The sequence below is a fragment of the Pseudomonas sp. 1928-m genome (assembly GCF_029269135.1).
Classification (GTDB): Bacteria; Pseudomonadota; Gammaproteobacteria; order Pseudomonadales; family Pseudomonadaceae; genus Aquipseudomonas.
Map to the genome: position 1 here is coordinate 2,081,968 of NZ_JARIXO010000001.1, position 12,351 is coordinate 2,094,318.

At 61.5% G+C, this 12,351-nt stretch carries 11 protein-coding genes and 1 pseudogene; 8 read left to right on the plus strand and 4 right to left on the minus strand.

All coding sequences use genetic code 11. The features are described from left to right. Positions 1 to 4 precede the first annotated feature (4 nt). The 4 genes from P3C18_RS09435 to P3C18_RS09450 form a co-directional block, all read right to left on the minus strand. A complete protein-coding gene (locus tag P3C18_RS09435) occupies positions 5 to 502 on the minus strand; it encodes a methylated-DNA--[protein]-cysteine S-methyltransferase (protein ID WP_275961539.1) in 498 nt (165 codons plus the stop codon). Between the two features lie 4 nt (positions 503 to 506). Beyond that, entirely contained in the window at positions 507 to 1,391 is an 885-nt protein-coding gene (locus tag P3C18_RS09440) for a DNA-3-methyladenine glycosylase (RefSeq protein WP_275961540.1), read from the minus strand. 110 nt (positions 1,392 to 1,501) lie between these two features. Continuing rightward, on the minus strand, positions 1,502 to 2,944 hold the full coding sequence (locus P3C18_RS09445; protein ID WP_275961541.1) for a methyl-accepting chemotaxis protein: 1,443 nt from the start codon (positions 2,942 to 2,944) through the stop codon (positions 1,502 to 1,504). Positions 2,945 to 3,073: 129 nt separating this feature from the next. Next, the gene (locus tag P3C18_RS09450; RefSeq protein ID WP_275961542.1) at positions 3,074 to 4,096 is read right to left on the minus strand and encodes an AraC family transcriptional regulator; all 1,023 of its coding nucleotides are present in this window, start codon (positions 4,094 to 4,096) and stop codon (positions 3,074 to 3,076) included. 216 nt (positions 4,097 to 4,312) lie between these two features. Here P3C18_RS09450 and P3C18_RS09455 point away from each other — a divergent pair, with 216 nt between their 5' ends. The 8 genes and pseudogenes from P3C18_RS09455 to P3C18_RS09490 all read left to right on the plus strand — a co-directional run. After that, positions 4,313 to 5,158 carry a glycosyltransferase gene (locus P3C18_RS09455; protein ID WP_275961543.1) on the plus strand — a complete coding sequence of 282 codons (846 nt, stop codon included), beginning with the start codon at positions 4,313 to 4,315 and terminating at the stop codon, positions 5,156 to 5,158. Positions 5,159 to 5,396: 238 nt separating this feature from the next. Next, positions 5,397 to 6,872 carry an NAD(P)/FAD-dependent oxidoreductase gene (locus tag P3C18_RS09460; RefSeq protein WP_275961544.1) on the plus strand — a complete coding sequence of 492 codons (1,476 nt, stop codon included), beginning with the start codon at positions 5,397 to 5,399 and terminating at the stop codon, positions 6,870 to 6,872. After that, positions 6,856 to 7,785 (plus strand): alpha/beta hydrolase, encoded by a 930-nt coding sequence (locus P3C18_RS09465; RefSeq protein ID WP_275961545.1) that lies wholly within the window; start codon positions 6,856 to 6,858, stop codon positions 7,783 to 7,785. Before P3C18_RS09460 ends, P3C18_RS09465 begins: the two co-directional genes overlap by 17 nt. Next, positions 7,786 to 8,547, plus strand: coding sequence for an SDR family oxidoreductase (locus P3C18_RS09470; protein WP_275961546.1), 762 nt, complete (start codon positions 7,786 to 7,788; stop codon positions 8,545 to 8,547). A 315-nt stretch (positions 8,548 to 8,862) separates the two neighbouring features. After that, positions 8,863 to 9,198 carry a ribonuclease E inhibitor RraB gene (locus P3C18_RS09475; protein ID WP_108490342.1) on the plus strand — a complete coding sequence of 112 codons (336 nt, stop codon included), beginning with the start codon at positions 8,863 to 8,865 and terminating at the stop codon, positions 9,196 to 9,198. Between the two features lie 253 nt (positions 9,199 to 9,451). Next, positions 9,452 to 10,159: a type 1 glutamine amidotransferase gene (locus P3C18_RS09480; protein ID WP_275961547.1), complete on the plus strand. Its 708-nt coding sequence runs from the start codon at positions 9,452 to 9,454 to the stop codon at positions 10,157 to 10,159. Positions 10,160 to 10,404: 245 nt separating this feature from the next. Further along, positions 10,405 to 11,814, plus strand: a complete 1,410-nt coding sequence (locus P3C18_RS09485; RefSeq protein ID WP_275961548.1) for a circularly permuted type 2 ATP-grasp protein — start codon at positions 10,405 to 10,407, stop codon at positions 11,812 to 11,814. A 2-nt stretch (positions 11,815 to 11,816) separates the two neighbouring features. Further along, a pseudogene (locus P3C18_RS09490) lies at positions 11,817 to 12,194 on the plus strand (alpha-E domain-containing protein); the annotation flags it as partial. Positions 12,195 to 12,351 lie beyond the last annotated feature (157 nt).

The window sequence follows — 12,351 nt, forward strand, 5'->3', positions numbered from 1 at the left end:
TCGGTTAAATACTCAGCAAGCGCTGCTCCGGTAGCTGCGCCCCTTCCAGTTTGAGCAACAGCGCCTTGCGTGGCAGACCGCCGGCATAACCGGTAAGGCTGCCGTCACGGCCAATTACCCGGTGGCAGGGAATGATGATGGCAATCGGATTGGCGCCATTGGCTGCGCCGACCGCGCGCACCGCCTTGGGCCGTGCGATCTCGGCGGCGAGGGCGCTGTAGCAACTGGTCTTGCCAAACGGAATGGTCTGCAGCGCCTGCCACACGGCCTGCTGAAACGCCGTGCCCTGCGGTGCCAGAGGCAGCTCGAAGCGCTGCCGCCGCCCGGCAAAATACTCATCCAGCTGTCGGCACACTTCATCCAGTTCATCGGCGGCGCGGCGCCAGTGTTCGCCGATATGCCAGGGCTTGCCGTCGATATCCATCAGCAATTGCTGCAAGCCGGTTGCGTCAGCGGCCAACAGCAGGCGGCCGATTGGGCTGTCGTGATAGCGGTAGAACATCGCCTCAACCCTCCGAGTAGTTGTGCCACAAGTGTGCGGCGGCATAGGCGCGCCAGGGTCGCCAGGCTTCGGCACGGGCCTTGAGTTGTTTGGCGTCGATGCCATCCGCACCCCACACCGGCGCTTTGAGCAGGCCCAGGTCGCTGGCGGGAAAGGCATCGACCTCGCCAAAGGCGCGCAGCGCAATATATTCCGCGGTCCACGGGCCGATGCCGGGTAGGGCGCACAGCTGCTCGACAAAGGCCGTATAGCCGGCCTGCAGATCCAAGCGCAGGTCGCCGTTGGCCACCTGCGTGGCGAAGTGCTGCAAGGTCTGCACGCGCTTGCCGGGCATGCCGATGCCGTCCAGATTGGCTTCGGCAATGGCTGCGGGCGTAGGGAACAGTCGTTGAATCTCTGGCGCATCGGCAAATTGCAGCGCCTCACCCAGGCGCGTAACCAGGCGGCCGGTGATGGTCACTGCCGCCTTGACCGTGACCTGCTGGCCAACAATGGCGCGCACCGCCTGCTCGAACGGCTCGAAGGCTGTCGGCAGGCGCAAGCCAGGGTTACGCGCAACCAGCGGCCCGAGCTGCGCATCGTTGGCAAAATGCGTGCTGATCTGCAGCGGCTGGCAGTCCAGATCGAACATCTTGCGCACCCGCGCGGTAAGTGTCGCCAAACAGGGCTGCAGCGATTCGCTGTAGTGCAGCTGCAGCGCGTGCTGATTATCCAGCGCTTGCACGCGGAACCAGCCACGTTGGCCAGCGAGGTGCACGCTGCGTGCGTAACTGTGCGGCTGCAGGCTTTCCACCCCAGCCAGGGCGCGTAGGGCAAAGTGGGCATGGAATTGTTGCCACTGCCAGGGCGGTTGATAGCTCAGAAGCAGGGTGTGGGGTGATTGGCTCATGGCCGAACAATAACCGTCGTTTGGCTGGCTGTCAGCGCAGAACTGACTTTCAAACTGCAGTGGTTGAGGCTTTTACCCCCTCCCAGCTGTGGGAGAGGGGCGCTGAATAGCTAAGCGCTGGCCACTCGCTGATGTAATTGATGCGATAACTGCTCCAGCTGCTGACCCAGCTGCACCAGTGACTCCTGGGCATCCAGCAGTTCGGCGCTGGCGGCGCGTTGGCGTTGGCTGGCGTCACGCTGCGCGGCGCTGTTGTCGCGCACATGCAGCAGTTGCTGGTGCGCGTGGGTAAGCGCCTGGCTGTGCTGCAGGATCGAGCTAGACAGGTTGTCGGTCAGCCCGGCATTGCTGCTTAGCGCAGTGCCAACATCGCTGACCTGGGCCGCGCCAGTGTCGATGATTTGCTGCGACTGGCCCAGTACGTTCTGCACCGTATCGGCGGTTTCGTTGCTGCGCCGCGAGAGGTTGCGTACCTCATCGGCAACCACGGCAAAGCCGCGGCCATGATCGCCGGCGCGGGCTGCTTCGATGGCAGCGTTTAGCGCCAGCAGGTTGGTCTGCTGGGCGATGGCGCTGATCATCTGCATGGATTCGGCGATGCGCTGGTTGCTCTGCTGAATCGCCTGCATGCTGGCCTGGGCATCCTCCATACGTTGGGCGCAGGCATTGACCTGACTGCTGCTGTGCTGGGTGTCCTGGCTGAGCTGCTGCATGTGGTCGGTGCTGGAGGCGAGGCTGTCCAGCACTTCATGCAGGGCCAGATCCAGTTGATGCATGGCATCGGCCTGCTGTTGCACATCGGTGTCGATGCTCTGGCAACGCTGGCGAATGCCGCCGAGGGTCTGTTGCAGCTGGCCTGCCATCTGCAGCAGGTCGCTGGCGGTGCTGCGTACTTCATCGACGATGCCGCCAAGTTGTTCCTGATTACGTGCAGCGCGCTGGCCGAACTCGCGGGACTCGCTAAGCGCCAGCTCGGCATCGGCTAGCGCCTGGTTGCGCAGCTGTGCGCTGTACCACTGCGCCAGCCATACGGTCAGCACCGGCAGGATAAACCCGGAATAGGTGTTCACCGCCGCATCGCGCGGGCTCAGCTCGAATACCGGCAGGCTCGCGCCGCTGCGCTCCAGGCGGATCAGCCAGAACACGAACAGCACCTGCACCAGGCTCCAGACCATGGCGCTGCGTGCGCCGGCCAGCAGGTAGGCGAAGACAATGATTACCGCTGGCCAGTAGATATGCGCCGAATGCAGGCCGCCCAGTTGGTAGATCAGCAGCATCGAGTAACTGGCCATGCAGGCCAGGGCCATATTCGCCGCCACGGCCAGCGGCAGCACGGCGCTGCGCAACACCAGCAGCATCAGTGGCATGCCCAGTACCAGCAGCAACGAGCCATACATCAGCGCATCGTTGCCCATGCGCCCCCATTTGATGCAGCTGTACAGGCCGATCACCACGCTGCACAAGGCGCTGAAGGCCAGGGTGCGGGCCAACAGGATGCTGGCCTGGTCGGTCAAATCATGTGGCAGGAACTGCCCAAGGAAACCCTGTCGCATGAAAACTCCAGTCAGTTGGTTGTTCAGCAGTATCGGCGCAAATGCCTGCCGGCTTGAGGGTGGAAACTGCCAATTTGACGGATGAAATAGCAAAGTGCCATCTGTGCCGACGACTTGTCAGTCGCGTTTTCAGGCCAGTGTTTGTCGATATTGCCCTGGCGTGAGGCCTTTCCAGCGTTTGAAGGCATGCAGAAAGTTCGACACCTCGCTGTAGCCCAGGCGCTCGGCAATCTCCTCCTGGCTCAGGCTGGCGATGGCCAGCAGTTCTTCGGCCAGGGTCTGACGCACTTCCTCCTGCAACTGGCGAAAGCTGCTGCCCTGATCTTCCAGGCGACGACGCAAGGTGCGGCTGCTGAGATTCAGCTCACTAGCAATCAGCTCCATATCCGGCAGCCGGCCAGGTGTGCTGAGTAAACGATCACGAATCTGCCCAGCCAGGCCGCTGCGCACTTGGCGTTTAGCCAGCAGGGCCTGGCATTGCAGCTCACAGAGTTGTGCGTTGTGTGGGTTGGCGCGGGGCAGGGGCAGGTCGAGCAGATGACGGGAAAAACTGATGCGGTTCTGCGCGCAGGCGAATTCCGGCAGCAGGCCGAACTGTTCTATAAAACGCGTCGGATCGGCGGGCGCTGGCATGCTCAGTTGCACCCGGCTCAGCGGCACCTTGGCGCCGGTCAGTTCGCGCTGAATCACCATCACCGCCACGGCGTCGCGCAGCAGGAGAAAATCGCGCAGCTGGTCCGGCAAATGGCTGCCGTCCAGCTCCAGGTGTGCCTCTGTAGCGTCTTCACGCAAGGTGATGCGGTTGAAGGCAAAGGTCAGGTCCAGGTAGCGCAGGCCAAGGTCGGCGGCCTGGCGGAACGACTGGCTGCTGAGCAAGGCGTAACCCCAGATGCCGTAGGTGGTCAGCTGATAACGCAGGCCAGCCTGCAGGCCCAGATCGTACTGTGCGGGCAGGGCGTCGATCAGGTTGCGGATCAGCTGCAGCTCCTGCGCCCCTTCGATTTCACTGTGCAACTCGGCCAACTGCAGGGGGCTGAGGCCGGTGTTGTGCAGGCAGCGTTCAACACTCAGGCCGTGGTCGATGCCCAGTTGAGTGAGCAGTTGCATACTGGTGATGCTGCGCCGTGGCGGCCGGGAAAAGACGACTGACATGAGCTTGTCCGAAAGCCACAATAGAGGCGTCGACTATGCCACAGCTCTTTGCAATTGCGCGAAGGTGATCCAGGCGGCTATCAATCCATGCAGCAGCTACGCGCTTGATCTGCCAGTAGCAAAGCATTAGCGTACGCCGAAATTTGCGTTCGGCTTTAAGGGATGACGCACGTCAGATTTTAACGAAGTTAGGTAGGGATATAGGAGCCCAGGAGGATGCAGGAAGTAATCAAGGTATTCGTTGGCTGCGACCCCAACGATTGCGATTTGGAGCAAATGATGGTGCTGGACTACAGCATCCGCAAACAATGTTCCATGCCGGTCGAGATCCACTGGATGCAGCTTTCCCGCGACCCGCAGAGCTTCTGGCATTCCAGTCCAGAACAGCAGCAGGGCTGGCGCACCGAAGCCTGGACCACGCCGTTCTCGGGCTTTCGCTGGGGCATTCCGGCCTACTGCGACTATCAGGGGAAGGCCATTTATATGGACACGGATGTTATCGTCCTGTGCGACCTAGCCGAACTCTGGCAGCTACCATTTGAGTCCGGCAAGGTAGTCATGGCCAAGGGTGGGCAGGAATCCTGGCGGTTCTGCGTGTCGATGTGGGACTGCGCCGCGGCTGAAAAGCACCTGCCCGCGATTGAGGAGATCAAGAGTCGGCCGGAGATGCATCAGCAACTCAAGAAGTACTATAAGGTCAACACTGGGGTGATACAGCCATTCGACACCCAGTACAACAACATCGACGGTGAGAACAGCCCGATCGAGCAGATTAAGATTCTTCACTACTCGGATATGGGCACCCAGTTCTCACACTATCTCTCGGTTCCGCGTCTGGCCGGGGAAGGGCGAAAGCACTGGTTCGATGGTCAGGTCATGGCGCATCCGCGCAAGGATCTGCAGAGCCTCTTCGAGCGTTATTATCAGGAGGCGCTGGAAAATGGCTATAGCCTGAACAACTACCGGCTACCCGAAGTTTTTGGCGAGTTTCCCAAGTTTTCGCAGAAAGCCTATACCGGCAATCGCATGACGCGGCCCAAACGCTGGTGGAAGTTCTGGTAGTCGCTGCGGACACATCCACGTCCACCGAGTGTTGATCGGCGTACTTTGCCATTACTGGCTCGAACACTGTGGGTGCTCCGGTTACTCGGACATTTACCTTTACTGCTAGAGCCTTAGCCTCCGTGCTCAGGTGGGCTGTCCGAAAGTCACAATCGATTGGCCGACTATGCCATAACCGGCCAGGGGCCAGGCAAGTAGCATCCTCGCATCCGCACTGTTTGCGGTTGGGGATAGAACAATGCACAACACTTCCCAGAACCAGGCCCCGTTGCGCGTGCTGATTATCGGCAGCGGCTTTGGCGGCTTGGGCATGGCCATTCAGTTACAGAAGGCCGGTATCGAGGATTTTTTGATCCTGGAGAAGGCCGCCGATATCGGCGGCACCTGGCGTGACAACAGCTACCCGGGGGCGGCCTGTGATGTGCCGTCGCACCTGTATTCGTTTTCCTTCGAGCCGAAAAGCGACTGGAGCCGCAAGTTCGCGCCCCAGGCGGAAATCCACGCTTACATGCTGCATTGCGTGGCCAAGTACCAGCTGCGGCCGCGTATTCGCTGCAATGCCGAGGTGGCCTCGGCCGCATTCGATGCGGGGGCAGCGCTGTGGCGGGTGACCCTGAGCAATGGCGAAGAACTCTGCGCCGAGGTGCTGATCAGCGCCTGCGGTCAGCTCAACCAACCGGCCTATCCGGTATTGCCGGGGATCGAGCAGTTCGCTGGCGAGGCCTTTCACTCGGCGCGCTGGCGGCATGATCTGAATCTTTCCGGCAAGCGCGTGGCGGTGATCGGCACCGGCGCCTCGGCGATTCAGTTTGTCCCGCAGATTCAGCCCAAGGTGGCGCAGCTGCAGCTGTTCCAGCGCTCGCCGGCCTATGTGTTGGCCAAGCCAGATCGCGCCTATTGGCCGTGGGAGCTGGCGGTGATGCGCCGGCTGCCCTGGCTGCAGCGCATTGATCGTGGCCTCAAGTACCTGCAACACGAGGTGCGCGGCCTGGCGTTTATCAGCATGCCGTGGCTGATGAAGCTGTTTCGCTTCAGCTTCGAGCGTCATCTCACGCAGCACATCAGTGATCCGCAGCTGCGCACCCAGTTGCAGCCGAATTACCCCATGGGCTGCAAGCGCATCCTGATCAGCAATGACTACCTGCCGGCCCTGGCGCAGGCCAATGTGACGGTGATCAGCGAGGCGATCAGCCGCGTCAGCGCAACGGCGATCATCACCGCCGATGGCCGTGAACACCCGTGCGATGTGCTGATTTACGGCACCGGCTTTGCTGCCACGGATTTTCTTGCGCCGATGCAGATTCGCGGTCTCGGCGGGCTGGAGCTGAACCAGGCCTGGCGCGACGGCGCCGAAGCCTACAAGGGCATCAGCGTCAGCGGTTTTCCCAACCTGTTTATCCTTTACGGGCCGAACACCAACCTGGGGCATAACTCGATCATTTATATGCTCGAAAGCCAGTTCCGTTATGTGCTCGGCTGCATCGATTTGCTGCGCCAGCAGGGCGTACGCTACCTCGACGTAAAAGCTGCGGTGCAACAGCGCTACAACCAGCAGGTGCAAGCCAGCTCACATCGAACGATATGGGAGCAGGGCTGCTCAAGCTGGTACAAAACCGCCTCCGGCAAAAGCACCAATAACTGGCCGGGCTATACCTTCACTTACCGCCAGCAGACCCGCGCACCGGAGCCCGATGACTATGAATGCACCCGTTGAATTCACTGCTCCAGCGGCCGACCAGGCGCTGCTACGCAGCGTCTTGCGTACCAGCCTGCGCCTGCTGTTCCGTGGCCTGGTGCGCCCACCGATGCCGATTGCTGGGCAGCGTGCGGTGCTGCGCCTGCTGACCGCAGCCAGCCCGGCACCGCGTGGCATTGCCCGTAGCGCTGGCACCTTGGGCGGCCGGCCGTGTGAGTGGCATCGCCCGCAGAGTCCACGCGGCACGGTGTTGCTCTACCTGCATGGCGGCGCTTACCTGATCGGTGGGCCGAACACTCACCGGGCGATCTGCTCCAACCTGGCCAAACGCGGGCATATGGATGTGTGTGCGCTGGACTACCGGCTGGCGCCGGAGCATCAATACCCGGCGGCCCGCGAGGATGCGTTGGCAGCGTTTCAGGAGTTGATCAATCTAGGTTACAAGCCCGAGCAGATCGTGATTGGCGGCGATTCGGCTGGCGGCAACCTGAGCCTGATCACCAGTTTGCGCTTGCGTGACCTGGGTTTGGCGCAACCGGCGGCGTTGGTGTGCTTCTCCCCGGTCACCGACTTTACCGGCACGCAGCTGCACGAGCCGCCCGCCGGTGATCCGTTGATCCACCGCAAATGGGTGGAGCAGGCGCTGGCGCTGTATTGCCCGGCTGGATTGGCACATGACGATCCAGGTTTGTCGCCACAGTTTGCCGACTTGCAGGGCCTGGCCCCTGTGCTGATTCAGGTGGGCGAAGACGAAATTCTGCTCAATGACAGCCTGCGCTTTGCCGACAAGGCCAAGGCTGCCGGTGTGGATGTGCGCCTGCAGCGGTATCCGGATTTGTGGCATGTGTTCCAGGCGTATGCCGGCATGCTCAAGGCCGCCGATTTTGCCCTGGCTGAAGTGGTGAGCTTTCTGCGTGAGCGGGGCTGCTGAGTGAACAATATTCTGATTACCGGCGCCGCCTCGGGGATCGGTGCGGCCACTGCCAGGCTGTTTCATCAGCATGGTTGGCAGGTCGGTTTGCTGGATATCAACCACCAGGCTCTGGCCAAGCTGGCCGGTGAGCTGGGTAATGTCTGGCATGCCGAGTTGGATGTAAGCGACCCGGCGGCGGTGAAGGTCGCCCTGGCGGATTTCTGCGCCTTGCATGGCGGCCAATTGCGCCTGCTGTTCAACAGTGCGGGGATTTTGCAGTGCGGGCACTTCGAGGAAATCGAACTGAGCGAGCATGCGCGCATTCTGCAAATCAACGTGCAGGGCCTGCTGAATATGACTCATGCGGCCTTTCCCTATCTACAAGCCACGCCCGACGCCCAGGTGATCAATATGGGCTCGGCTTCGGGTGTTTATGGTGTGCCGCATCTGGCCAGCTACTCGGCTTCCAAGTTCGCTGTACGCGGGCTGACCGAGGCGCTGGATCTGGAATGGGCCAAGCACGGCATCCGCGTCGGCGACCTGATGCCACCGTTTGTCAGTACGCCGATGCTTAACAACCAACGCTTCCAGGCCCCGGTGCTAAAGCGCTTGGGGGTTAACCTTGAGGCCGAAGCCGTGGCCCAGGCCGCCTGGGCGCAAAGCCGCAGCAGGGCGGTACACCGGCCGGTCAGCCTGCAATTTAAGCTGCTGTACTGGTCCGGCCAACTGACGCCAGCCTGGCTGACCCGGCGCATCATGGCCTGGCTAGGGCGCGACTGAGGGGCTGGATGTGTTTCTGAAACAACTTTTGCTGGGCAAACGCCGCGCGATGGGACTAGTCTGCAACTGACGCTTCTGACTTGTTCGCTCTGAACAAGCCTGCGTTGACCAGCCCTGGTTTCAGGTCTGGCTTATGACATATCAGGCAGCACATCGCTTGATTCTCGGGCGGCACTGCAATCGGTGCCGCAACACCGCTGATGCTCTGGCGGTCGCAATGGGAAAGCGTTTACCAGGTCGTTGCACTGCAGTATCGACTCACAGTTGGTTCTTTAGCGTCCTGTAAATTTGTCCATCGCCTGAGGAGGTCACTTCATGAGCACAGCCTTGCACGATGATGTCAGTAACGGGGTTTTACGGCGGATGAAGGAGGGTGGCTTCGACTTTGCCAGCTTCCATCCCATCGAGTTCTACGCCTTATTCCCGGATGAGGAGCGGGCCCGTATGGCCACCCGCAAATTTCGAGGTGAATCTTTACACGCCCTGGTGACCGAGCGTGATGACGGTGTCTGGCACCTGCAAGTCAGTAAAGTAATGTTCGCGACATACCACGGCATCGACGACTTCGAGCATGACCTGGAGTCGGTCGTGGCGCCGCTTGGCGGCAAACTGGATGGGTGGGGCGTAACCCAGGAGGTAAGGCAGCCCTGAGAACCTGCTTACGGTCTGCTGCGCGTCGGCCCTGCTGCGTTAAAAACAGGCTCGGAATGCTCATTTACAACCGTAAACTCCGCTTCCTCGCCTGCTTTTGCCTTGCATGGCTCTAGCTCGCGAGATCGTAAACAGGTTCTGCAATCCAAACACGGGCCAGCCATAAGCTGGCCCGTGTCATTTCTACCTCGCCGACGCGCGCCCAGCCAATCGCCCCTCGACCCCAGCCTGCGCTTTGCTTCAGACTTGGCGCATGACCGACATCCTGATTTTTACCCATATCGATTACTGCCCGCCGGCCCACCTGGGCAAGGTGCTGGAGCAGGCTGGCCACTCATTTACCGTGCTGCGCGCTGATCTGGGCGAGTTGGACGGCATTGATCTAGACCGACCCAAGGCTGTGGCCATCATGGGCGGGCCGATGAGCGTCAACGATCCGCTGCCCTGGCTACAGACCGAAGTGGCCGCGCTGCAGCATTTTATTCGCCGCGATATTCCGCTGATCGGCCACTGCCTGGGCGGCCAGCTACTGGCCAAGGCGCTGGGCGCGCAAATCAGCCGCATGCCCTACACCGAAAGCGGTTGGCAGCCGCTGACCCGTCTGGACCAGGCGGCGCCCAGCCCCTGGTTGCAGCACCTGCCTGAACAGTTCCCGGTCTTCCAGTGGCACGGCGACAGCTTTGCCATTCCCGAGGGCGCGCAGCCCTTGCTTAGCAGCCCATGGTGCAGTAACCAGGCGTTTGCCTGGGGCGACAAACTGCTGGCCTTGCAAGGCCACCCGGAAATGGACGAAGCCTTGGTGCGCCAATGGCTCGGTGACTGGAATCACCTGCTGGATGAAAGCCAACCCAGCCAGCAGAGCAGGGCGCAAATGCTCGACCAACTGCCCGCCAAGGTCGCGGAGTTGAACCGCGTGGCCGAAGGCTTCTATCGCCATTGGCTGCAGCTGGCCGGGCTCTGATGCCCGAGTAGGGTGGATGGCGCTTTATCCATCCTACGGTGCTGTGGTGGATAAACAGAGCGTTATCCACCCTACGGATTGGCCGCCTTAAAATGGCGCGCCCTGCGACCTAGCGGTCACGATTGCGCCCTGGCTTGGTGCGTTGCTCGCATCGTAAATAGCCAAGTTGCTGATTTAAAACATTTTTATTGTATGGCGCGGGCCTTGCAAAGCTGTCTCCATGTCCGGGTGACAAGGAGTACGGCATGGCCCGCACCTTTTATGACGAGATGTACGACGCGAGTGGCGCTGTCCGCCCGCACTATCAAGCCTTTGCCCGCTGGTTGGCGGATACGCCGGATGAACTGCTGGCCCAGCGCCGCCGGGAAGCCGACCTGCTGTTCCACCGCGCTGGTATCACTTTCACCCTGTATGGCGACGATCAGGGCACCGAGCGGCTGATCCCCTTCGACATCATCCCGCGCAGCATCCCCGCCAGCGAATGGCGCATCGTCGAACGTGGCTGTATCCAGCGCGTGCAGGCGCTGAACATGTTTCTCGCCGACCTCTACCACGATCAGCGCATCATCAAGGCCGGCATCGTGCCCGCCGAGCAGGTGCTGGCCAACGAGGGTTACCAGATCGCCATGCAGGGCCTCAACCTGCACCGCGACCTCTACGCCCATATCGCCGGGGTTGACCTGGTGCGCGACGGTGACGGCAGCTACTACGTGCTGGAAGACAACCTGCGCACCCCGAGCGGCGTCAGCTACATGCTTGAAGACCGCAAGATGATGATGCGGCTGTTCCCCGAGCTGTTCGCCGCCCAGCGCGTGGCGCCGATTGATCACTACCCGAATCTGCTGCTCGATACGCTGAAATCCTCCAGCCCGCTGGATAACCCCAACGTCGTGGTGCTGACGCCGGGGCGTTTCAACAGTGCCTACTTCGAGCACGCCTTCCTCTCCCGGGAAATGGGCGTGGAGCTGGTCGAAGGCGCTGACCTGTTCGTGCGCGACGACAAGCTGTTTATGCGCACCACCGCCGGGGCCAAGCAGGTGGACGTGGTTTATCGGCGCCTCGACGACGCCTTCCTCGACCCGCTGGCCTTCAACCCGGATTCCATGCTCGGCGTGCCCGGTCTGCTGGCCTGCTACCGCAGTGGCAACGTGGTGCTGGCCAACGCCATCGGCACCGGGGTGGCGGATGACAAATCGATCTACCCCTATGTCGACGACATGATCCGCTTCTACCTCAGCGAAGAGCCGATCCTGAAAAACGTGCCGACCTTCCAGTGCCGCAAGCCGGCCGAGCTGTCCCACGTGCTGGCCAACCTGGAACAGCTGGTGGTCAAGGAAACCCAGGGCTCCGGCGGCTACGGCATGCTGGTCGGACCGGCCGCCACCAAGGCCGAAATCGAAGACTTCCGCGCCCGGCTGATTGCCCGCCCTGAGGCCTATATCGCCCAACCGACCCTGTGCCTGTCGACCTGCCCGACCTTTGTTGAGCGCGGCATCGCGCCTCGGCATATCGATCTGCGGCCGTTTGTGTTGTCCGGCAAGGAAACGCGCATCGTCCCCGGCGGCCTCACCCGCGTCGCGCTGCGCGAAGGCTCGCTGGTGGTCAACTCGTCCCAGGGTGGCGGCACCAAAGACACCTGGGTGGTGGAGGACTAACCATGCTTTCAAGAACTGCCTCTGATCTGTACTGGATGTCGCGCTACCTGGAGCGCGCGGAAAACCTCGCGCGCATGCTTGAAGTCAGCTATTCGCTGTCGCTGATGCCGCAGGACGGCCGTGGCGATGGCCTGGAAGAGCTCGCCCTGCCGCTGCTGATTACCGGCACCCTCGACGATTACCTGGAGCGCCACGGTCCGCTGCACGCCGAGCGCATGCTGCACTTCTTCGCCCTCGACGCGACTAACCCTGCGAGCATCTACTGCTGCCTGCAAGCCGCGCGCAGCAACGCCCACGCCGTGCGCGGGCGGATCACTGCTGATATGTGGGAAAACATCAACGCCACCTGGCTGGAAATCCATGGCATCGCCCAGCAAGGCTATGCCAACTTCAAATTCGCCGTACTCCGCGTTTGCCGCCCTGCTTGCCAACAGCGGCCACACCATTTCCCCTGCCGAGTTGCATGGTCTGTTGCTCGGTCGCAGCTGTGCTGGTGCGGGCTTTGAAATCGACTCCTGGCTGGTGGATGCCGCCGAG

Excerpts from the sequence above, each read along its gene's own strand:
- P3C18_RS09435 (WP_275961539.1), bottom strand. The coding sequence starts at position 502 with ATGTTCTACCGCTATCACGACAGCCCAATCGGCCGCCTGCTGTTGGCC.
- P3C18_RS09440 (WP_275961540.1), bottom strand. The coding sequence starts at position 1,391 with ATGAGCCAATCACCCCACACCCTGCTTCTGAGCTATCAACCGCCCTGG.
- P3C18_RS09445 (WP_275961541.1), bottom strand. The coding sequence starts at position 2,944 with ATGCGACAGGGTTTCCTTGGGCAGTTCCTGCCACATGATTTGACCGAC.
- P3C18_RS09450 (WP_275961542.1), bottom strand. The coding sequence starts at position 4,096 with ATGTCAGTCGTCTTTTCCCGGCCGCCACGGCGCAGCATCACCAGTATG.
- P3C18_RS09455 (WP_275961543.1), top strand. The coding sequence starts at position 4,313 with ATGCAGGAAGTAATCAAGGTATTCGTTGGCTGCGACCCCAACGATTGC.
- P3C18_RS09460 (WP_275961544.1), top strand. The coding sequence starts at position 5,397 with ATGCACAACACTTCCCAGAACCAGGCCCCGTTGCGCGTGCTGATTATC.
- P3C18_RS09465 (WP_275961545.1), top strand. The coding sequence starts at position 6,856 with ATGAATGCACCCGTTGAATTCACTGCTCCAGCGGCCGACCAGGCGCTG.
- P3C18_RS09475 (WP_108490342.1), top strand. The coding sequence starts at position 8,863 with ATGAGCACAGCCTTGCACGATGATGTCAGTAACGGGGTTTTACGGCGG.
- P3C18_RS09480 (WP_275961547.1), top strand. The coding sequence starts at position 9,452 with ATGACCGACATCCTGATTTTTACCCATATCGATTACTGCCCGCCGGCC.
- P3C18_RS09485 (WP_275961548.1), top strand. The coding sequence starts at position 10,405 with ATGGCCCGCACCTTTTATGACGAGATGTACGACGCGAGTGGCGCTGTC.